Below are 19,739 nucleotides of genomic sequence, written 5' to 3'. Positions count from 1 at the left end.
TCGCTCACAGCGTCCGCTGCATCGCCACACGCAACGCCATCGGGAAGCCCGCGGCGGCCTCCTCGGCCATCACCGCGTGCATCGCCGCGCTCCAGCTTTCGCGTGGCCACACGGCAAAGCCTTCGCTCGCATAGAAGCCGGCGTTCCACGGCACGTCGCTCAGGGTGGTCAGCACCGCGCGTCGATGTCCGCGGCCGGCGCCCTGTGCCAGCGCATGCCGCAACAACGCCCGCCCGTGTCCCTGGCGGCCCTGCTGCGGCGAGACATCCATCTGCAGCACGTGGAAATCCTCATCCAGCACGCCGGCCAACAGATAGCCGGCGATCCCGCCCTGCGCGCTTTCGGCAACCCACAACGAACGCGCGTACAAGCCCTGGGCGAACGCCGCCACATCGGTCGGGCAGGCAGAAAACACCGCCCACGCCGGATGCCCGCGCAGGCGCTGCCCGGCCTGCTGCTCGATCAACGGCAGCAGCGCCAGCTCCTCCGGCCGCGCCAGGCGCGGCTCAGGACTTCTTGACGGGCCGTGTCCAGCCATCGATGGTCTGCTGCCGGGTGCGCGCCACGGTCAGCTTTCCTTCCGGCGCATCGCGGGTGATCACCGAGCCGGCACCGATGGTCGCGCCGTCGGCCAGGGTCACCGGCGCCACCAGCGAGCTGTTGGAGCCGACGAACACCTTGTCGCCGATGACGGTCTGGAACTTGTTCACGCCGTCGTAGTTGCAGGTGATGGTGCCGGCGCCGATGTTGGTGCCGCTGCCGATCACCGCATCGCCCAGGTAGGTCAGGTGGTTGGCCTTGCTGCCCTTGCCCAGCGTGGCCTTCTTGGTCTCCACGAAGTTGCCCACGTGCACGCCGTCGGCCAGCACCGTGCCCGGCCGCAGCCGCGCGAACGGGCCGATCTGCGCGGCGCCTTCGCTGACCACGCCTTCCAGGTCGCAGTGCGGGCGCACTTCGGTGCCGGCACCGAGCTTGACGTCCTTCAGCCGCACGAACGCGCCGATGCTCACCCCGTCACCCAGTTCAACCTCGCCTTCCAGCACCACGTTGGCATCGATCTGCACGTCACGGCCGACCTTCACCGTGCCACGCTGGTCCAGGCGCGCCGGGTCGAGCAGGCGGGCACCCTGCTCGCACAATGCCCTGGCCGCGCGCAGCTGCCAGGCCCGCTCCAGCTGCGACAGCTGCCACGGATCATTCGCGCCCTCGGCCTCCTGCGCGTCGGCCACGTGCACCAACCCGGCCGGCGTGTACTCCGAGGCCGCCGAGGCGAACACGTCGGTCAGGTAGTACTCGCCCTGCGCGTTGGCGTTGGACAGCGCCGACAACCAGCGCCGCAGCGCGGTCGACTCGGCGGTGATGATGCCGGTGTTGATGGTGCGGATGCGCTTGTGCTCATCGTCGGCATCCTTCTGCTCGACGATCGCGGCCACCTTGCCCTCGGCATCGCGCACGATCCGCCCGTAGCCGGTCGGGTCATCCAGATCGGCGACCAGCACCGCCAGGCGCGGTGCATCGTCGATCAACGCCTGCAGGGTCTGCGCGCGGATCAGTGGCACGTCGCCATACAGCACCAGCACCTGCGCCATGTCCGGCACGTCCGGCATCGCCTGCTGGACCGCGTGGCCGGTGCCCAGCTGTTCCTTCTGCTCGGCCCAGACCAGGTCCGTCTGTCCGGCGAAGGCCGTGCGCACCGCTTCACCGCCATGGCCGTAGACCACGTGGATACCCGCCGGCTGCAGCTGCCGCGCCGCTTCGATGACATGCGCCAGCATCGGGCGCCCGGCGATGGGCTGCAGCACCTTGGGCAACACTGACTTCATGCGTTTGCCAGCGCCAGCAGCCAGGATGATCACATGTAAGGGATGACTCATCGGTTTTCCACCTGCCAATACAGGAATGCGTTCGTTGGCTGATAGCATAGGCGACCGCCCCTATCTCCTGCAGAACCGAATGGAAGCGCCTCCTGCACGTCTGGCCCGGCCTCTTGTCTGGCTCGGACCGCTCGCCCTGCTCATTGGCCTGGCAACACCGGAGTTATGGGCGACCCGGCCCCTCAGCAGGGCTGGCGAATTGCTGGTGCTCGGCCTGTTGGTCGCCGGCCTGTCCTGGCTTCCGGCCCGGCTGTGGCGTGGTGCGCAGGCAAGCTGGGCACTGGCCCTGTGGGGCGTGCTGCTGTGCGTGTTCGCCGGCCCGCTGCCGGTGTTCGCCACCGCCTTGCTGGCTCTGGCTGCGATCGCCGCCGGCAGCCTGCTGCTCCCGCGTGGCCCGATCGGTCTGCAGGCCGTGCTCGGCCTGCTGCTGATCGCAGGAACCCTCGGCTGGCTGCTCACGTTGCCCATTCACAACGGCTGGGGGTATCTGCTGGCCTGCGTGGCACTGCTGGCCATCCGCCGCACCCAGGTAACCGGCACGCTGCATGAAGCTGCCAGCCACTGGCAATCGGCCGTTGCCGCGACGCCACGGCTGGCCACGTTCTGCGTGATCGTGATGGGCCTGGCTGCAGCCAGTTGCTGGCTGCCCACCCTGCAGTACGACGACCTGGCCTATCACCTGCGCCTGCCGTGGCAGCTGCAGCAACAGGGCTTCTACAGCCCGGCACCCGAACAGCAGGTGTGGGCGTTCGCGCCCTGGGCCTCGGACGTGGTACAGGCCGTCACCCAGCTGATCGCCCACCAGGAAGCGCGCGGGCCGGTCAACGCCCTGTGGCTGCTGCTGCTCGCCAGCGGGCTCTGGCAGCTGGCCGCCCGATTGGATGCACCCGTCGCTGGCCGCTGGCTGGCCGCGGCCGTGGCGCTGAGCCAGCCGCTGACCACGGCACTGGCCGGCGGCATGCAGACCGAGCTGCCGATCGCCGCTGCGCTGGCCTGGCTGTTCGCGCTCGTCGCCGGCCCCCGCGATGGCAGTTTCCGCTTCTGGCTGGCACTGGCCGTGCTGTGCGGCGGTCTGGCGGCAATCAAGACCTCCGCCGCGGTGATGGCGGTGGTGCCGTTGCTCTGGGCCCTGATCCGCCATCCGTGGCCATCGCTGCCACGCATTGGCGCGGTGTTCCTGCTGGGGCTGGCGGTCGCCGGCGCCAGCTACGCGCACGGCCAGGTCCTGGCCGGCAACCCGGTGCTGCCGCTGCTCAACGGTTGGTTCCAGTCGCCGTACTACGCGCCCACCAACTTCTTCGATGACCGCTGGCACAGCGGCTTCAGCCCCTTGCTGTTGTGGCAGATGAGCTTCCATACCGACCGATTCCTCGAAGCGTTCGCCGGTGGCGGCAGCTTCGTGCTGGTCGCACTGCTCGGTCCCTGGCTGCTGGCGCTGTTCAACCGCGGCACCCGTGCCGCCGCCATCGCCGCCTCGCTGGTACTGCTGCTACCGCTGTTGCCCCTGCAATACATGCGCTACGCCTATCCCGGGTTGGCGGTGTTGGCTGCGGTGCTGGTCACGGCGATGTGCCGGGTGAACCTGCGCCATGCCACATGGATCGCGATCGGGCTGTGCGTGCTGCAGTTGTGCTTCCAGGCAAGCGCTCACTGGACGCTGCGCTATGGCGCCGTCAAGGAGACCGTGAAAGCCGCGGGGCGCGACGCGCCGCTGCTGGAGCACTACGCACCGGAACGCATTCTGGCCAAGGCCATGCGCGATGGCGGCGGGCCGCAAGGCAACGTGCTGCTACTGGACCCTGCGCAGGCGTTCTACGCTGAATTTGGCAGTCGCGGCCGCACCCTCAGCTGGTACTCGCCGCCGCTGTCACAGGCAGCCATCGGGGCGGCCGGGGATGCCAGCGGCCAAGCCTGGCTCGCCGTACTGCGGAACGAAGGGGTCAGTGACGTGATCCTGCACAGCGAGACCGTAACTCCTGCCCAACGCGCCGCATTGGAGTTGGCGCACGCCACCCACCGCGATACCGTCCGTCAGGTCGAATGGTGGTCGATCCCCGCGGAAAACACGCCATGACGCTCGCCCGCCAAGGCTGGCTGTTCCTGCTGATGGGATTCCTGCAATGGATCCTGGATTGGGCGGTCACCGTGGCCCTGAGCCACTTCGGGGTCCCCCTGGAGGTGGCCAACGTCTGCGGGCGCATCACCGGCGCCCTGCTCGGCTTCTGGTTGAACGGCACGATCACGTTCTCCACCAGCACGCCGCTGGGCCGCCGGCACCTGGTGCGCTTCATCATTGCCTGGATCGTGCTGACCATCATCAGCACCTGGGCCGTCGGCTTGGTCGGGCACAGCGCCGGCCTGCAGTACGCATGGCTGGCCAAGCCGGTGGTCGAAGCGGTACTGGCCGTCGCCAGCTTCTTCATCTCCCGCTACTGGATCTACCGCTGACGCACTGCGGCGGCTGATGGCACCGGCATTTCCCTGCCACCCTGCCGCACCGGTTCACGTCCACCACGGCACGGAACCCTCACTCGCCGCTTATCCGCTCTCCGGGGGAGGTGGTGGTCACTGCATCAGAGGGGCTTTCCACGGAGCTGGCACGCTTCCTCCAGCCTTGCAGCCGCCCAAACAAGAACGCCGGCCCAGGGCCGGCGTTCTCGCATGCGCTGCGGGCAGCCTCAGTGCTTGAGGGTGCGACGCAGACGCTCCAGCGCCTGCAACTGCGCGGTGACTTCGGCCAGACGCTGCTGTGCTTCGGCCAGCTCCATGGCTTCGCCACGGTTGGCGAGCACGCGCTCGGCTTCTTCCTTGGCCTTGCGCACGGCAGCTTCGTCGATATCGGTGGCGCGGATGGCGGTGTCGGCCAGCACGGTCACGACCTGCGGCTGGACTTCCAGGATCCCGCCGGAGATGGCGAAATCCAGGTGCTCGCCAGCTGCCGTGGTGACCACGACCTTGCCCGGCTTCAGGCGGGTGATCAGCGGTGCGTGCTTGGGCGCGATGCCCAGCTCGCCCAGCTCACCGGTGGCCACGACCAGGGTCGCTTCGCCGCTGAAGATCTGCTGCTCGGCACTGACGATGTCGCAACGGATGGTGCTCATGGAAATCTCTTCGCCTGGTTGGGTGGGCCTGCGCCCACCGCAGGATGCCGCGAAGGCGGAGCGAACTCCGCCCTATGCGGGAATTAGGCCTTTTCAGCCATCTTCTTGGCCTTCTCGACCGCTTCGTCGATGCCGCCGACCATGTAGAACGCCTGCTCCGGCAGGTGGTCGTACTCACCGTCCACGATGGCCTTGAAGCCACGGATGGTGTCCTTCAGCGGCACGTACTTGCCCGGCGAGCCGGTGAACACTTCGGCCACGTGGAACGGCTGGCTGAAGAAGCGCTCAATCTTGCGGGCGCGGGTCACGGCCTGCTTGTCTTCCTCGGACAGTTCGTCCATGCCCAGGATGGCGATGATGTCCTTCAGTTCCTTGTACTTCTGCAGGGTCTGCTGGACGCGCTGGGCGGTTTCGTAATGCTCGTTGCCGATGACCTGCGGGTCCATCTGGCGCGAGGTCGAGTCCAGCGGATCCACGGCCGGGTAGATACCCAGCGAGGCGATCGAACGCGACAGGGTCACGGTCGAGTCCAAGTGGGCGAACGTGGTTGCCGGCGACGGGTCGGTCAAGTCATCGGCCGGCACGTAGACGGCCTGGATCGAGGTGATCGAACCGGTCTTGGTCGAGGTGATGCGCTCCTGCAGGACGCCCATTTCCTCAGCCAGGGTCGGCTGGTAACCCACGGCCGACGGCATGCGGCCCAGCAGTGCCGACACTTCGGTACCGGCCAGCGTGTAGCGGTAGATGTTGTCGACGAACAGCAGCACGTCCTTGCCCTTGCCGTTGGCGTCCTTCTCGTCGCGGAAGTACTCGGCCATGGTCAGGCCGGTCAGGGCGACGCGCAGACGGTTGCCCGGCGGCTCGTTCATCTGGCCGTACACCATCGCGACCTTGTCCAGGACGTTGGAGTCCTTCATCTCGTGGTAGAAGTCGTTGCCCTCACGGGTACGCTCACCCACGCCGGCGAACACGGACAGGCCGCTGTGCGCCTTGGCGATGTTGTTGATCAGCTCCATCATGTTGACGGTCTTGCCGACGCCGGCGCCGCCGAACAGGCCAACCTTGCCGCCCTTGGCGAACGGGCACATCAGGTCGATCACCTTGATGCCGGTTTCCAGCAGTTCGGTCGAGGAAGACTGGTCTTCGTACGACGGGGCGGCGCGGTGGATTTCCCAGTTGTCCGAAGCGGCAACCGGGCCGGCTTCGTCGATCGGGCGACCCAGCACGTCCATGATGCGGCCCAGGGTACCGGCACCGACCGGCACCGAGATGGCGCGGTTGGTGTTGACGGTGACCAGGCCACGCTTCAGGCCATCGGTCGAACCGAGGGCGATGGTGCGGACGATGCCGTCACCCAGCTGCTGCTGGACTTCCAGCGTGATTTCGGTGTTTTCCACCTTCAGCGCGTCGTACACCTTCGGTACGTCGCTGCGCGGGAATTCGACGTCGACGACCGCGCCGATGATCTGAACGATCTTGCCCTGACTCATTGCTGCATCCTCTAAATGTGTGCTTTGACTGTGCGCGTCAGACTGCTGCCGCGCCGCCGACGATTTCGGAGATTTCCTGGGTGATCGCTGCCTGGCGGGCCTTGTTGTAGACCAGCTGCAGGGTTCCGATCAGCTTGTTCGCGTTGTCGCTCGCCGCCTTCATCGCCACCATGCGTGCCGCATGCTCGGAAGCAACGTTCTCCAGCACGGCCTGGTACACCAGCGACTCGATGTAACGCGTGATCACGTGCTCGAGCACGGTCGCGGCATCGGGTTCGTACAGGTAGTCCCAGTCGTGCGAAGCCACCTGCGTTTCGCTGGCCGGCAACGGCAGCAGCTGGTCGAAGGAGGCCTTCTGCGTCATCGTGTTGATGAAACGGTTGTAGACCAGGTACACGCGGTCGACCTTGCCTTCGGTGAAGGCGTCGAGCATGACCTTGATCACGCCGATCAGCGTTTCCAGCTTCGGCTGGTCGCCGATGTGGGTGACGCTGCCGACCATGTTCACGTTGACGCGACGGAAGAACACGCTGGCCTTCTGGCCGACGGTCACCATGTCGATCTCGGCGCCCTTTTCCTGCCAGGTGCGCATTTCTGCCACAGCCTTGCGGAACAGGTTGTTGTTCAGGCCGCCGGCCAGACCGCGATCGGAAGAGATCACGATGTAGCCCACGCGCTTGACGTTCTCGCGCTCAACCAGGAACGGGTGCTGGAAATCGGTGCTGGCCTGGGCCAGGTGGCCGATCACCTGCTTCATCGCCTGCGCGTACGGACGCGAGGTCTTCATCCGATCCTGCGCCTTGCGGATCTTGGAGGCCGAGACCATTTCGAGCGCGCGCGTCACCTTGCGGGTGTTCTGCACGCTCTTGATCTTGGTTTTGATTTCGCGTCCGCTTGCCATCTCTTATTCCCGTAGAGCGGGGCTGAGCCCCGCTTTATCAGTGTGAAGCGGAGCATGGCTCCGCTCTACCTGCGCTGTTACCAGGTGCCGGTGCTCTTGAAATCGGAGATGCCCTTCTTGAAGGCCGCCTCGATCTCGTCGTTCCAGCCACCGGTGGCGTTGATCTTGGAGACCAGCTCGCCGGCGGTGTTGGCAAAGTGCGCGTGCAGGCCGGCTTCGAAGGCCAGCAGCTTGTTGACCGGCACGTCGTCGAGGTAACCCTCGTTGACGGCGTAGATCGACAGTGCCTGGTCGGCGATGGACATCGGCAGGTACTGCTTCTGCTTCATCAGCTCGGTGACGCGCTGACCGCGCTCCAGCTGCTTGCGGGTCGCTTCGTCCAGGTCCGAGGCGAACTGCGCGAACGCGGCCAGCTCACGGTACTGGGCCAGCGAGATACGGATGCCGCCGGACAGCTTCTTGATGATCTTGGTCTGGGCCGAGCCACCCACGCGCGACACCGAGATACCGGCGTTGACGGCCGGACGGATACCAGCGTTGAACAGGTCGGTTTCCAGGAAGATCTGGCCGTCGGTGATCGAGATCACGTTGGTCGGAACGAAGGCGGACACGTCGCCGGCCTGGGTTTCGATGATCGGCAGCGCGGTCAGCGAACCAGTCTTGCCGGTGACCTTGCCTTCGGTGAACTTCTCCACGTACTCCTCCGACACGCGGGCTGCGCGCTCGAGCAGGCGGGAGTGCAGGTAGAACACGTCACCCGGGTAGGCTTCACGGCCCGGCGGGCGCTTGAGCAGCAGCGAGATCTGGCGGTAGGCAACGGCCTGCTTGGACAGGTCGTCGTACACGATCAGGGCGTCTTCGCCGCGGTCCATGAAGTACTCGCCCATGGTGCAGCCGGAGTAGGCGCTGATGTACTGCATCGCGGCCGATTCCGAAGCGGTGGCGGCCACGACCACGGTGTGGGCCAGCGCGCCGTTCTCTTCCAGCTTGCGCACGATGTTGGCCACGGTCGAGGCCTTCTGGCCGATCGCGACGTACACGCACTTGATGCCGGTGCCCTTCTGGTTGATCACCGCATCGATGGCCATCGCGGTCTTGCCGGTCTGGCGGTCACCGATGATCAGCTCGCGCTGGCCACGGCCGATCGGGATCATCGAGTCGACCGACTTGTAGCCGGTCTGCACCGGCTGGTCGACGGACTTGCGCCAGATCACGCCGGGGGCAACACGCTCCACCGGGGCGGTCAGGTGGGTGCCCAGCGGGCCCTTGCCGTCGATCGGCTCACCCAGCGCGTTGACCACGCGGCCCAGCATTTCCGGGCCCACCGGCACTTCCAGGATGCGACCGGTGGTCTTGGCCACGTCGCCTTCGCGCAGGTGCTCGTAGTCACCCAGCACCACGGCGCCGACCGAGTCGCGCTCCAGGTTCAGCGCCAGTGCGTAGGTGTTGTTCGGCAGTTCGATCATTTCGCCCTGCATCACGTCAGCCAGGCCGTAGATGCGCACGATGCCGTCGGACACCGAGGTGACGGTGCCTTCGTTGCGCGATTCCGCGGACAGGGCGACCTTCTCGATGCGGTTCTTGATCAGTTCGCTGATTTCGGAGGGGTTGAGCGTGGTAGCCATCGTCAAGTCCTAGTGCCGGCAATCAAGCCGGACGTTAAATTGAATTCAGTGTGCGAGCGCGGTCTGCAGGCGGGACAGCTTGCCCTTGAGCGAACCATCGATGACCACATCGCCGGCATCGATCACGGCGCCGCCGATCAGCGAAGCGTCCACCGCGGTCGATACCTCGACGTCGCGGCCGAAGCGCCTGCGCAGCGCGGCCTTGATCTTTTCCAGCTCGTCAGCCGACAGCTCGGCCGCCGAGGTCACCGTGGCCTTGACCACGTTTTCGGCCTCGGCGCGCATCTGGTCGAACAGGCCGGCGATTTCCGGCAGCTGCTGCAGGCGGTGCGACTCGGCCAGCAGGTTCAGGAAGCGGCCGAAGGTTTCACCCGCCGCTTCCGGGGCCAGCAGGGCGACGGCGTCGCCGCGGCCCAGCTCCGGATTGGACAGCAGGGCCGACACGCGCGGATCGGCGGCAACGCGGGCGGAGAACGCAAGCGCATCCGACCACGGCGCGAACTTGCCTTCCTCGCGCGCAATCGCGAAAGCGGCGCGGGCGTACGGGCGGGCAAGCGTGAGGGCCTGGCTCATCTATCAGATCTCCGCGGCCAGCTCGTCGAGCAGCGCCTTGTGGGCGTTGGCATCGATTTCGCGCTTGAGCAGCTTTTCTGCGCCGGTCACGGCCAGGGCGGACACCTGCTTGCGCAGATCTTCGCGGGCACGGTTGGCGGCAGCGTCGATTTCGGCCTGGGCCAGTTCTTTCTGGCGGTTGGCTTCGGCGATGGCTTCGTTCTTGGCGGCTTCAACGATCTGGTTCGCCCGGGCGTGCGCCTGGTCGATGATCTCGTTGGCCTTGCCACGAGCTTCCTTCAGCGCCTCGTTGACCTTCACTTCGGCCTGGGCCAGGTCTTTCTGGCTGCGGTCGGCAGCAGCGAGGCCTTCAGCGATCTTCTGCTGGCGCTCTTCGATGGCCTTCAACAGCGGCGGCCAGATCTTGGTCGCGATGATCCAGATCAGCGCGGCAAAGGCCAGGGCCTGTGCAAAGAGGGTGAGATTGATATTCATGAATTAGCTCGATCGCTGGTGTCGGGGGTGGCTGCGCCGCCGTGGCGGCGCAACCGAACCTTCATCCGAAGCCCGGCGCCTTCAGCAGGCACCGGACTGTCTCACTGCAGCTGGATCAGCCTGCCAGCTTGGCGGCTTCGGCCAGCAGGGCAGCAGCCAGCGGGTTGGCGAAGGCCAGCAGCAGGCCAACGGCGACCGAGATGATGAATGCGGCGTCGATCAGGCCGGCGGTGATGAACATGCGGACCTGCAGGACCGGGATCAGTTCCGGCTGGCGAGCGGCCGACTCCAGGAACTTACCAGCCATGATGGCCAGACCCAGACCGGCGCCCAGCGCGGCCAGGCCGATCATGATGCCAACGGCAAGGGCGGTGGAGCTCTGAACTTGGGCGAGATTGGTCAGGACGGCGAAGTACATGGTTTTCTCCAGGAACTTAAGTAGCTAAGGGTGATGAAACGGATGAAGGTTGGAACTGGTTGAAGCTTGTAACTCAGTGGCTGTCTTCCGACAGGCTCAGGTACACGATCGACAGCATCATGAAGATGAAGGCCTGCAGCGGGATCACCAGCAGGTGGAACAGCATCCAGCCAAGGCCGAACACGCCACCGGCAACAGCACCGAACACACCGGCGCCGCCCAGCACCCAGATCAGCAGGAAGACGATTTCGCCGCCGAACATGTTGCCGAACAATCGCATCGCCAGCGAAATCGGCTTGCTCAGCCACTCGACGATGTTGAGGATCAGGTTGAACGGCATCATCCACTTGCCGAACGGAGCGGTCAGGAACTCCTTGATGAAGCCGACCAGGCCCTTGGAGCTGAGCGAGAAGAAGACCATCAGGAAGAACACGCTGATCGACATGCCCAGGGTGGCATTCACGTCGGCGGTCGGGACCGGCTTCCACTCGGGAATGCCCATCCAATGCAGCGGCGTGGCGATGAAATCAGCCGGGATCATCTTGAGCAGGTTCATCAAGAGGATCCAGAAGAAGATGGTGATCGCGATCGGCGTCACCAGCTTGCTCTTGCCGTGGTAGGTGTCCTTGGCCTGGCGGTCAACGAACTCCAGGCAGATTTCAACGAAGGCCTGCCACTTGCCCGGCACGCCGGCCGTGGCCTTGCGGGTCGCCATCCAGAAGGCGAAGACCATCAGCAGGCCCATCAGCACCGCGGTGACGATCGTATCGACGTGGATGGTCCAGAACGCGCCGCCGTCCCCGACCTTGGCGGTCAGATTCTGCAGGTGATGCTGGATGTAGGTGGTAGGGGTAAGAGCCTCGCCCGCCATGAGTCCGGAACCTTTATAAATGGATCAACGCCTGGCCAGAGCCAGAACCTGGAACATCAGCGCCACTGGAATTGCGGCCAGCAGCGCCAAAGGAGGAAGCCGCCACCAGACAAACGCCAGCACCAGCACAACAACGATCAACACGATCTTCAGCGCGAACCCCAGGAACAGGCGGATCATTGCTGAACCGGCAGCCTGAACGCCGCCACCGAGCCCAACCCACGCCGCCAGAACGGTTCCCGCCACCACCGTCACGCCCGAGACGAGCGCGCCAAGTGCGTACTTCGGCCCCATGAACAGGAAGGCCAGAGCCAGGACCACCACTGCTGCCAGCGGATAGACCGCGGCGCGCAACATCAGTCGCCGACCCGCGTCAACGGAGTTCAGCACGTCAAAGTGTCCTGCACAGGTGAATAAAGGGAACCGAGCCGCGCGTGGGCGCCTCGTCGAGCCGCGAAAGTATAACAGCGGGACATTTTGCGAGACAACCGCCATCAGCCTGCCCTTTTGACTATGCAAGTTGCCGCATTTGCTGGTTTTTTCCCCTGCCCACCGGGGCCGGGCGGGCGGGCGATATTGCGCTGCAGCAGCGGGAACTTCCTGTCAACCGGCCTGTCAGATTGTCCGTGTCCGTCGACATTACTCGTCGAATGCCCCGGCGGACCGGGTGAGGTGGTGTCGCCCGTCCCCTGCGGCACCACCTCACCGCACCTCTCGCCTGCTCCGTGATTTCCGCCCGCGCATGCACATCGCGTGCACGCTCCGGTCACGTCGATGGTACGTGCGATCACCGATAGTCCATTGCTTTCCCGCAACACGAGAAAGCACGCGATGCGCCAACTCAACCTCCTCCCCGTGATCGCCCCCTGCGCGCTGGCGCTGGGCCTGTTCCATGCATTGCCGGTGCACGCCGCCGAAGAGGACCCGCGCTTCACGCTGCGGCTGGGCGCGATGAACATCGACACCGACAACACCATCCGCGGCAGCACCGTGATCGGTGGCCAGCCGATCAACCTGTCCGAGGATTTCGGCATGGGCGGCAAGGAGTGGGAACCGCGCGTGGATGGCCTGTTCCGCATCAGCGACCGCCAGCGCCTGATCTTCGACTACTTCAAGTACGACAAGGATCGCCGCCAGACGCTGGGCGAAACGGTGAGCTACGGCGACACCACGGTGCCGGCCGGCAGCTTCGTCAAGGGCGAGCTGAAGTACCAGGTGGCCACGCTGGTCTATGACTACTCGGTGGTGGACAGCGAAAAGTTCGACGTCGGCCTGCAGTTGGGCGCCGAGTACGCCAAGGTCAGCGCCGATGCCTATGCCGACCTGGGCGACCTCTACCAGGGCCGCTTCCTCAACGAGAAGACCGACGGCATCGCGCCGGTGGTCGGCGCGCGCCTGACCTTCACGCCCTCCGAGCACTGGCTGATCAACCTGCAGGGCCAGTACCTCAACACGCGCTGGGGCAACTTCGACGACTACAAGGGCGACCTCAGCCGCGCCAATGCCATCGTGCAGTACAACTTCAACCAGAACTTCGGCATCTTCGCCGGCTACGACTGGTTCAAGCTGGATGCCGACAAGCGCGGCAGCGACGGCGTGATCGGCCTGAAGCAGGAGTTCAAGGGCCCGCTGGCAGGCGTGAGCCTGTCGTTCTGATCGACGGCGTACGTGCCAGGCGCTGCCTGGCACGTCACGCTGTGTGGTGGTGGTGCCAAGCCCTGCCCGGCACGCGGCCTCGGTAGGAAAGCCCCTGCGGAGCTACCGGCCGCACTGTTTACAGCAGCTTGCCGTCCGCATCGGTGGCCGGTGCCGGGAACATCTCCACGGCGACGCAGAGGTAATCGGCCAGCGGCATCAGGCCCAGCGCGGCACGACGCGCATCAACCTGTTCGGGCGCTTCCATCGGCTTGGGTTGCCACCTGCTGCTGATCGCCGCCAGCTGGCTGCCATAGCGCTGCGGCTTGCCGGTGTTGACCAGCACGCGATCAACCAGCAACGCGTACTCACGCGCGGAGACTTCACCGCTGTCCAACTTCGGCGCCAGGCCCTCCAGCACCTGCTGCTGGAAGGCCGCATCGGTGTCTGCATGCTGCACCAGCAACCATGCTGCGGCCATGCCATCGGCGCCCACTTCACGCACGCCCGGCAGGCCGTGATGGTCGGCGACGATCTGCTTGATCCTCGGCAGGTTGGCGGCGTCCACCGCCAGCATCTTCGTGATCATCTCCTGCGACCAGTCGCCGTCACGCGCATCCTGGTCGACGCGTGCCATTTCCAGCAGCTGCTCGCGCAGCGGTGGCGCACTGGGCGTGATGCCGGCCCATCGGCGCGCGTCCTCGGCCTTGCGTGCTTCCTCGGCCTTGGCGAAAACCGCCGCTGCAGGGCACTTCAGCAATGCCGCCGCCAGCTCCGGGTCTTCTTCCTCGGCGCAGGCGTTGCCTGCGCATGCCAATACCGCCATCACCGCGACCGCTCGCAACATTCCCATTCTCCCTGCGACATCCGCAAACAACGACGCCCCGGTGAAGGGGCGTCGTGACGATCACTTCGTATGCAGCTTACTTCTTCTTCGGAAGGTACAGGTCGGTGATGGTGCCGTCGTAGATCTCCGATGCCATCGCCACCGACTCGCTCAGGGTCGGGTGGGCATGGATGGTGTGACCGATGTCCTCGGCCTCGGCACCCATCTCGATGGCCAGGCCGATCTCGGCCAGCAGTTCACCGGCGTGCACGCCGACGATGGCGCCACCGATGACGCGGTGGGTTTCCTCATCGAAGATCAGCTTGGTGAAGCCTTCGGTACGCGCGATGCCGATGGCGCGGCCGCTGGCCGCCCACGGGAACTTGGCCACGCCGACCTTCAGGCCCTTGGCCTTGGCCTCGGTCTCGGTGACACCCACCCACGCGATCTCCGGGTTGGTGTAGGCCACTGACGGGATCACCCGCGCCACCCACTCCTTCTTCTCGCCGAAGGCCACTTCGGCCGCCAGCTTGCCTTCGTGCGTGGCCTTGTGGGCCAGCATCGGGTTACCGACGATGTCGCCGATGGCGAAGATGTGCGGCACGTTGGTGCGCATCTGGCGATCGACCGGGATGAAGCCGCGGTCGGTGACTTCGACGCCGGCCTTGTCGGCATCGATCTTCCTGCCGTTGGCCGAGCGGCCGACGGCCACCAGCACGCGATCGAAGGTGCCGCTTTCCATCGCCGGCTTCTCGCCCTCGGTGGCGGCCTCGAAGGTGACGGTGATGCCCTTCTTGTCGGCGGTCACGCCCGAGGCCTTGGTCTTGAGGTGGACCTCGATGCCCTGCTTCTTCAGGCGGTCGGCCAGCGGCTTGACCAGGTCCTTGTCGGCGCCCGGCATCAGCTGGTCCATGAACTCGACCACGGTGACCTTGGCACCCAGCGCGCTGTACACGGTGGCCATTTCCAGGCCGATGATGCCGCCGCCCACGACCAGCAGCGAACCCGGCACTTCGGCCAGTTCCAGCGCGTCGGTGGAATCCATCACGCGCTTGTCGTCCCACGGGAAGTTCGGCAGCTTCACTGCCTGCGAACCGGCGGCGATGATGCACTGCTCGAACCGCAGCAGCTGGGTCTTGCCGTCGGCGGCGGTGATTTCCAGCTCGTTGGCCGAGACGAACCTGGCCACGCCCTGCACGGTACGGATCTTGCGCTGCTTGGCCATGCCGGCCAGGCCCTTGGTCAGCTGGCCGACCACCTTTTCCTTGTAGCTGCGCAGCTTGTCCAGGCTGATCTTCGGCGCGCCGTACGTGATGCCCAGTTCATCGGCATGCGCGGCATGGTCGATGATCTCGGCCGCGTGCAGCAGGGCCTTGGACGGGATGCAGCCGACGTTGAGGCAGACGCCACCGAGGCTGGCGTAGCGCTCGACCAGCACGGTGTCCATGCCCAGGTCGGCGGCGCGGAACGCGGCGGTATAGCCGCCCGGGCCGGCGCCCAGCACCACGATGCGGCATTCGATGTCGGCGGCGCGGCCGGTCGATGGCAGTGCCTTGGCGGCCACGGCCGGGTCCGGTGCGCGGTGCGACGGGGTCACCGGCGGCTTGCTGCCCGGGACGGCCTTGGCCGCTGCGGGTGCGGCACCGGCAGCCTCCAGCACCACCACCACGTCACCCTGCGAGAGCTTGTCGTCGAGCTTGACCTTGATTTCCTTGACCACGCCGTCGGCCGTGGACGGCACTTCCAGGGTGGCCTTGTCCGATTCCAGCGTCACCAGGCCTTGGTCCTTCTTCACCGTGTCGCCCACGGCCACCAGGATCTCGATCACCGGCACCTTGTCGTAATCGCCGATGTCCGGAACCTTGACCTCGACCGGGCCGGTCGCGGCGGGCGCGTTGACGGCAGCCGGCGCGGCGGCGGCCGGCTGCGCTGCAGGCGCCGGGGTTGCCGCCGGAGCCGGAGCCGCGGCGGCCGGCGCCGGGGCGGCGGCCGGGGCAGCGCCTGCGCCTTCGGCTTCCAGCACCACCACCACGTCGCCCTGCGACAGCTTGTCGTCGAGCTTGACCTTGATCTCCTTGACCACGCCTGCGGCCGTGGACGGCACTTCCAGCGTGGCCTTGTCCGATTCCAGCGTCACCAGGCCCTGGTCCTTCTTCACCGTGTCGCCCACGGCCACCAGGATCTCGATCACCGGCACCTTGTCGTAATCACCGATGTCCGGAACCTTGATTTCAATCGTCGCCATTGTCTTCTCCTGTGGGCTCAGCCGGCGTCTTCGCCGTAGAACCGGTCATGCATCTTGTCGAGCGCGCGTTCGATGCCCTCGTAGCGCTTCTCGTATTTTTTGTCCTTGCTGTGCGCCAGCTCGACCAGCAGCGCAGCCTGCTCCAGCAGCTCCGCCAGTTGGCCGCAACCGGGGCGCAACCCGCTGTAACGCTCGCCGTTGATGGTGAAGGACACCACCTCGCCATCGGTCACCGGTGCACGCGCAGCCACTTCGGGCGTGGCCAGGGCACTGGCCCATGCCGCCACCAGGCGCAGGGCCAGTGCGTCGGGCAGGGGCGCCTGGGCGAACTCCGGCGACTGGTCCAGGCGCAGGTTCACCCCGCCACGGCTGGCACCGCCGTCCCAGTTGTAGATGCGCTTGTCGGCCTGGCCGGCCAGCACCTGCCACTGGCTGCTGCCGGCGTCGCGCCGCAGTAGCACCTGGGTCTCCACGCCCCGCGCCGGCAACACCAGCAGCGACAGGCCGTCTTCGGCCTGGCCCCCCAGCAGCTGCGCGGCGGCCTGGCCGTAGTTGCCCACCGCCGGCGGCCAGCCTTCGCCGACCACCGCTTCGCACTGGCGAGCAGCCAGGGCCGGCGAGGACGCCAGCCCCAGCAACGCGATCAACAGCGCCCGCTTGAGCGCGGCCGATGTCACAGCAGCACGCGCCGCATGTCGGCCAGCACCTGCGACAGGTACGTGGTGAAGCGTGCGGCCAGCGCGCCGTCGATGACGCGGTGGTCGTAGCTCAGCGACAGCGGCAGCAGCAGCTTGGGGGCGAATTCCTTGCCGTTCCAGACCGGCTGGATCGAGGACTTGGACACGCCCAGGATGGCCACTTCCGGTGCATTGACGATCGGGGTGAAGGCGGTGCCGCCGATGCCGCCCAACGAGCTGATCGAGAAGCAGCCGCCGCTCATGTCGGCCGGGCCGAGCTTGCCGTCGCGTGCCTTCTTCGCCAGCTCGCCGGTTTCCTGCGCGATCTGCACCACACCCTTCTTGTCCACGTCGCGGATCACCGGCACGACCAGCCCGTTCGGCGTGTCGGCGGCGAAGCCGATGTGGAAGTACTTCTTCAGGGTGAGGTTCTCGCCGCTGGCATCGAGCGAGGCGTTGAACTCGGGGAACTTCTTCAGCGCCGCGGCGCTGGCCTTGATCAGGAAGGCGAGCATGGTCAGCTTGATGCCGGCCTTCTCGTTTTCCTTGTTCAGCGCCACGCGCAGGGCTTCCAGCTCGGTGATGTCGGCCTGGTCGAACTGGGTGACGTGCGGGATCATCGCCCAGTTGCGGGCCAGGTTGGCGCCGGAGATCTTCTTGATGCGCGACAGCGGCTGCACCTCGGTCTCGCCGAACTTGCTGAAGTCCACCTTCGGCCACGGCAGCAGGTTCAGGCCACCGCCGGCGGCGGCCGGTGCGGCACCGGCCACGGCCACGCCGCCGCTCAGGGCGCCCTTGACGAACTTCTGCACGTCGGCCTTGGTGATGCGCCCGCCCTTCTCGCTGCCCCCCACCTGGGCCAGGTCCACGCCCAGCTCACGGGCGAACACGCGCACCGCAGGGCTGGCATACGGCACCTTGGACGGCAACACGCCTTCGGCGTTGAACTGCACCGGCGGGGTCGCCGGGGTGCCGGCCGGCAGCGCGTCTTCCTGCTGGATCTCGCGCTGGGCCAGCTTGTCGGCCACCGGGGCAACAGCCACCGGCTCGACCTTGGCACCGGTCTCGGCGGTCGGCTCGACCTTGGCCGGCGCGGCCGGGGCAGCTGCGGCGGCCGGCTTGGCGGCGCTCTCCTCGGCCACTTCGATCACGGCCACGACCTTGCCCTCGGACAGGGTGTCACCCACCTTGACCTTGAGTTCCTTGACCACGCCGGCATAGGCGGACGGCACTTCCATCGTGGCCTTGTCCGATTCCAGCGTGACCAGGCCCTGGTCCTTCTTCACCGTGTCGCCGACGGCAACCAGGATCTCGATCACCGGAATGTCGCTGTAGTCACCGATATCGGGGACAAGTGCTTCCTTGATTTCGGCCATGAATAACTCCAGCAACAGTGAGGGAATCTCCTATTGTGGCGTCCCCGGGCCGCAGCGCCAACCGCCTCCACTGAATTCGCCTACGTATGTCCCTGGACAGCCACCTCCCAAGCCCGGCCGGGCGCGGCGGTTGTCCCAGCCAAGCCATCAATACTGACCCGAACGGTTGTCCCTGATGTCCTGCCCGTCAACGGCCACGGGCCGTTGGGGCAGCTTGCGCGCCGGTTTCCAGCCACGGCTGCAGCGGTGCCCAGGCGGCGTGCAGGCGCGGCAATGTCCATGCCGCGTTGGCCGGACTGGTGGAAGGCAGCGCCAGCACCGGCAGCGCAGCCGCCAAAGGCGGCAAAGCCGGGGACACCCAGCGCCGGAACGCCGCGGCGGCGGCACCGCCATTGCAGGCGATGGCGCGCAGCCCGGGCAGGCCCTGGATCAGCGCCGGCAGCGCATTGGGCACTTCGCTGCCCCGCTCGATGGCCGCATCCAGGCTGCCACTGCGCCGGCACTGGCCGATCACGTCCCAGACACCGACCCCGGACTGCAACAGGCAATGCAGGCGCTGCGTGTACTCCAGCGCGGGATCGAATCCGCACAACGCGCCCATCAACGGCCAGAAGCGGTTGCGCGGATGCGCGTAGTAACGCGCCTGCTGCAGTGACACCGCGCCCGGCATCGAACCCAGCACCAGCACCCGGCAATCCGCATTCACCTGCGCAGGCAATCCCTGCAGTAGCTGTTCGTCCATCACGCGCGCCACAACATCGTGAACGGACTTTGGGTGGTTTGTCCCGATTTCATGGGGTTTCGTCCATTGCTTACTGAACGCATGCACAGAAAAAACCCCATGCGTACAGAGCGATTCATCTTCGCATCGCTAGGGTTTGCCACGCCCCGCAACGAGGGCCTCGAAAACAACAATGTCCCGATAGAGAGACGAGGAGTTTGTCATGCGTTCGATCAAGATTCTGAGCCTTGCCACCCTGGGCGCACTTGCGCTTTCTTCCACTGCGTTCGCGCAGGACGGCACGGCTGACACTGCATCGGGCAAGCATTTTGCCGTGGTTGGCGGCGTTGCGCTGCTGCAGCCCAAGAGCGATCCGGTGGACGGCATCGACAAGTTCGATGGCGGCCCGGCCCCGACGCTGAGCGCCAGCTACTACTTCAACGACAACATCGCCGTGGAACTGTGGGGTGCTGCCGACAAGTTCAACCACCGCGTGCGCACCGATGGCGGCGCCAAGGCCGGCTCGGTCGAGCAGCAGCCGATCGCGCTGAGCGCGCAGTACCACTTCGGCGCGGCTGACAACGTGTTCCGCCCGTTCGTGGGCGTGGGCTACTACGAGTCGAACTTCAGCAACGAGAAGATCGATGGCCTGTCCGGCACCGGCGACCACGTCGCCGTGGAAACCGCCAAGGGCGCCATCGGCACCGTCGGCGTGGACATGAACATCAACTCCACCTGGTTCGCCCGTGCCGATGCACGCTACATGCACGCCCGTCCGGAACTGCGCGTCGCTGGCGCCGGCACCGGCCAGGACCTGAAGCTGGACCCGTGGACCGTGGGCTTTGGTATCGGCGCCCGCTTCTGATTCCTCCAGAACAAAGCAGCGGTTGATCCAACAGGCACGGACCGTTCGCGGTCCGTGCCTGTCTTCG

General features: G+C 66.1%; 20 protein-coding genes. 4 read left to right on the top strand and 16 right to left on the bottom strand.

Annotated features, from left to right (window positions below; all coding sequences use genetic code 11):
- Positions 1-4: 4 nt before the first annotated feature.
- Positions 5-538, bottom strand: a complete 534-nt coding sequence (locus ACIPR8_RS01105; RefSeq protein WP_313252308.1) for a GNAT family N-acetyltransferase — start codon at positions 536-538, stop codon at positions 5-7.
- Positions 507-1,874, bottom strand: coding sequence for a bifunctional UDP-N-acetylglucosamine diphosphorylase/glucosamine-1-phosphate N-acetyltransferase GlmU (glmU, locus tag ACIPR8_RS01100; protein WP_323438706.1), 1,368 nt, complete (start codon positions 1,872-1,874; stop codon positions 507-509). Before glmU ends, ACIPR8_RS01105 begins: the two co-directional genes overlap by 32 nt.
- A gap of 205 nt (positions 1,875-2,079) precedes the next feature.
- On the opposite strand from glmU, the gene ACIPR8_RS01095 reads away from it, so the two are divergent.
- Entirely contained in the window at positions 2,080-3,948 is a 1,869-nt protein-coding gene (locus tag ACIPR8_RS01095; RefSeq protein ID WP_446539899.1) for a hypothetical protein, read from the top strand.
- Positions 3,945-4,322, top strand: coding sequence for a GtrA family protein (locus ACIPR8_RS01090; protein ID WP_192287752.1), 378 nt, complete (start codon positions 3,945-3,947; stop codon positions 4,320-4,322). The genes ACIPR8_RS01095 and ACIPR8_RS01090 overlap by 4 nt, the downstream gene beginning before the upstream one ends.
- A 230-nt stretch (positions 4,323-4,552) precedes the next feature.
- Here ACIPR8_RS01090 and ACIPR8_RS01085 read toward each other — a convergent pair whose 3' ends face one another.
- The 9 genes from ACIPR8_RS01085 to ACIPR8_RS01045 form a co-directional block, all read right to left on the bottom strand.
- Positions 4,553-4,975 (bottom strand): F0F1 ATP synthase subunit epsilon, encoded by a 423-nt coding sequence (locus tag ACIPR8_RS01085; protein ID WP_132865768.1) that lies wholly within the window; start codon positions 4,973-4,975, stop codon positions 4,553-4,555.
- 83 nt (positions 4,976-5,058) lie between these two features.
- On the bottom strand, positions 5,059-6,465 hold the full coding sequence (gene atpD / locus ACIPR8_RS01080; protein WP_192287753.1) for a F0F1 ATP synthase subunit beta: 1,407 nt from the start codon (positions 6,463-6,465) through the stop codon (positions 5,059-5,061).
- Positions 6,466-6,502: 37 nt separating this feature from the next.
- A complete protein-coding gene (atpG, locus tag ACIPR8_RS01075; RefSeq protein ID WP_232146987.1) occupies positions 6,503-7,366 on the bottom strand; it encodes a F0F1 ATP synthase subunit gamma in 864 nt (287 codons plus the stop codon).
- 77 nt (positions 7,367-7,443) lie between these two features.
- Positions 7,444-8,991, bottom strand: a complete 1,548-nt coding sequence (gene atpA, locus ACIPR8_RS01070; RefSeq protein WP_192287754.1) for a F0F1 ATP synthase subunit alpha — start codon at positions 8,989-8,991, stop codon at positions 7,444-7,446.
- Positions 8,992-9,036: 45 nt separating this feature from the next.
- Positions 9,037-9,564 carry a F0F1 ATP synthase subunit delta gene (locus tag ACIPR8_RS01065; protein ID WP_132865772.1) on the bottom strand — a complete coding sequence of 176 codons (528 nt, stop codon included), beginning with the start codon at positions 9,562-9,564 and terminating at the stop codon, positions 9,037-9,039.
- A 3-nt stretch (positions 9,565-9,567) separates the two neighbouring features.
- Positions 9,568-10,038 carry a F0F1 ATP synthase subunit B gene (locus ACIPR8_RS01060; RefSeq protein WP_132865773.1) on the bottom strand — a complete coding sequence of 157 codons (471 nt, stop codon included), beginning with the start codon at positions 10,036-10,038 and terminating at the stop codon, positions 9,568-9,570.
- 115 nt (positions 10,039-10,153) lie between these two features.
- The gene (atpE, locus tag ACIPR8_RS01055; protein WP_054661978.1) at positions 10,154-10,456 is read right to left on the bottom strand and encodes a F0F1 ATP synthase subunit C; all 303 of its coding nucleotides are present in this window, start codon (positions 10,454-10,456) and stop codon (positions 10,154-10,156) included.
- 73 nt (positions 10,457-10,529) lie between these two features.
- Positions 10,530-11,327, bottom strand: a complete 798-nt coding sequence (gene atpB / locus ACIPR8_RS01050) for a F0F1 ATP synthase subunit A (RefSeq protein WP_132865774.1) — start codon at positions 11,325-11,327, stop codon at positions 10,530-10,532.
- Positions 11,328-11,351: 24 nt separating this feature from the next.
- Positions 11,352-11,717 carry an ATP synthase subunit I gene (locus ACIPR8_RS01045; protein WP_192287756.1) on the bottom strand — a complete coding sequence of 122 codons (366 nt, stop codon included), beginning with the start codon at positions 11,715-11,717 and terminating at the stop codon, positions 11,352-11,354.
- 441 nt (positions 11,718-12,158) lie between these two features.
- Between ACIPR8_RS01045 and ACIPR8_RS01040 the strand changes: the two genes are divergently transcribed.
- Positions 12,159-12,983, top strand: a complete 825-nt coding sequence (locus ACIPR8_RS01040; RefSeq protein ID WP_132865775.1) for a hypothetical protein — start codon at positions 12,159-12,161, stop codon at positions 12,981-12,983.
- A gap of 118 nt (positions 12,984-13,101) precedes the next feature.
- Here ACIPR8_RS01040 and ACIPR8_RS01035 read toward each other — a convergent pair whose 3' ends face one another.
- From ACIPR8_RS01035 to ACIPR8_RS01015, 5 genes are all read right to left on the bottom strand, one after another.
- A complete protein-coding gene (locus ACIPR8_RS01035) occupies positions 13,102-13,809 on the bottom strand; it encodes a DUF6624 domain-containing protein (protein ID WP_446539898.1) in 708 nt (235 codons plus the stop codon).
- Between the two features lie 76 nt (positions 13,810-13,885).
- Positions 13,886-16,033, bottom strand: a complete 2,148-nt coding sequence (gene lpdA / locus ACIPR8_RS01030) for a dihydrolipoyl dehydrogenase (protein WP_446539897.1) — start codon at positions 16,031-16,033, stop codon at positions 13,886-13,888.
- A 17-nt stretch (positions 16,034-16,050) separates the two neighbouring features.
- A complete protein-coding gene (locus ACIPR8_RS01025; protein ID WP_446539896.1) occupies positions 16,051-16,710 on the bottom strand; it encodes a hypothetical protein in 660 nt (219 codons plus the stop codon).
- Positions 16,707-18,086, bottom strand: coding sequence for a dihydrolipoyllysine-residue acetyltransferase (aceF, locus tag ACIPR8_RS01020; protein ID WP_192287760.1), 1,380 nt, complete (start codon positions 18,084-18,086; stop codon positions 16,707-16,709). The genes ACIPR8_RS01025 and aceF overlap by 4 nt, the downstream gene beginning before the upstream one ends.
- A gap of 187 nt (positions 18,087-18,273) precedes the next feature.
- A complete protein-coding gene (locus ACIPR8_RS01015) occupies positions 18,274-18,828 on the bottom strand; it encodes a DNA-deoxyinosine glycosylase (protein WP_446539895.1) in 555 nt (184 codons plus the stop codon).
- Between the two features lie 202 nt (positions 18,829-19,030).
- On the opposite strand from ACIPR8_RS01015, the gene ACIPR8_RS01010 reads away from it, so the two are divergent.
- Positions 19,031-19,672 carry an OmpW/AlkL family protein gene (locus ACIPR8_RS01010; RefSeq protein WP_132865781.1) on the top strand — a complete coding sequence of 214 codons (642 nt, stop codon included), beginning with the start codon at positions 19,031-19,033 and terminating at the stop codon, positions 19,670-19,672.
- Positions 19,673-19,739 lie beyond the last annotated feature (67 nt).

It is taken from the genome of Stenotrophomonas sp. LARHCG68 (genome assembly GCF_052871705.1).
Note: the sequence above shows the minus strand (reverse complement) of the source record. Positions and strands in the feature narration are given on the sequence as shown.

Excerpts from the sequence above, each read along its gene's own strand:
- ACIPR8_RS01010 (WP_132865781.1), top strand. The coding sequence starts at position 19,031 with ATGCGTTCGATCAAGATTCTGAGCCTTGCCACCCTGGGCGCACTTGCG.
- ACIPR8_RS01060 (WP_132865773.1), bottom strand. The coding sequence starts at position 10,038 with ATGAATATCAATCTCACCCTCTTTGCACAGGCCCTGGCCTTTGCCGCG.
- glmU (WP_323438706.1), bottom strand. The coding sequence starts at position 1,874 with ATGAGTCATCCCTTACATGTGATCATCCTGGCTGCTGGCGCTGGCAAA.
- ACIPR8_RS01065 (WP_132865772.1), bottom strand. The coding sequence starts at position 9,564 with ATGAGCCAGGCCCTCACGCTTGCCCGCCCGTACGCCCGCGCCGCTTTC.
- ACIPR8_RS01085 (WP_132865768.1), bottom strand. The coding sequence starts at position 4,975 with ATGAGCACCATCCGTTGCGACATCGTCAGTGCCGAGCAGCAGATCTTC.
- ACIPR8_RS01015 (WP_446539895.1), bottom strand. The coding sequence starts at position 18,828 with ATGGACGAACAGCTACTGCAGGGATTGCCTGCGCAGGTGAATGCGGAT.
- atpG (WP_232146987.1), bottom strand. The coding sequence starts at position 7,366 with ATGGCAAGCGGACGCGAAATCAAAACCAAGATCAAGAGCGTGCAGAAC.
- ACIPR8_RS01040 (WP_132865775.1), top strand. The coding sequence starts at position 12,159 with ATGCGCCAACTCAACCTCCTCCCCGTGATCGCCCCCTGCGCGCTGGCG.
- ACIPR8_RS01090 (WP_192287752.1), top strand. The coding sequence starts at position 3,945 with ATGACGCTCGCCCGCCAAGGCTGGCTGTTCCTGCTGATGGGATTCCTG.
- ACIPR8_RS01105 (WP_313252308.1), bottom strand. The coding sequence starts at position 538 with ATGGCTGGACACGGCCCGTCAAGAAGTCCTGAGCCGCGCCTGGCGCGG.
- lpdA (WP_446539897.1), bottom strand. The coding sequence starts at position 16,033 with ATGGCGACGATTGAAATCAAGGTTCCGGACATCGGTGATTACGACAAG.
- atpD (WP_192287753.1), bottom strand. The coding sequence starts at position 6,465 with ATGAGTCAGGGCAAGATCGTTCAGATCATCGGCGCGGTCGTCGACGTC.
- atpE (WP_054661978.1), bottom strand. The coding sequence starts at position 10,456 with ATGTACTTCGCCGTCCTGACCAATCTCGCCCAAGTTCAGAGCTCCACC.
- atpB (WP_132865774.1), bottom strand. The coding sequence starts at position 11,327 with ATGGCGGGCGAGGCTCTTACCCCTACCACCTACATCCAGCATCACCTG.
- atpA (WP_192287754.1), bottom strand. The coding sequence starts at position 8,991 with ATGGCTACCACGCTCAACCCCTCCGAAATCAGCGAACTGATCAAGAAC.
- aceF (WP_192287760.1), bottom strand. The coding sequence starts at position 18,086 with ATGGCCGAAATCAAGGAAGCACTTGTCCCCGATATCGGTGACTACAGC.
- ACIPR8_RS01035 (WP_446539898.1), bottom strand. The coding sequence starts at position 13,809 with ATGTTGCGAGCGGTCGCGGTGATGGCGGTATTGGCATGCGCAGGCAAC.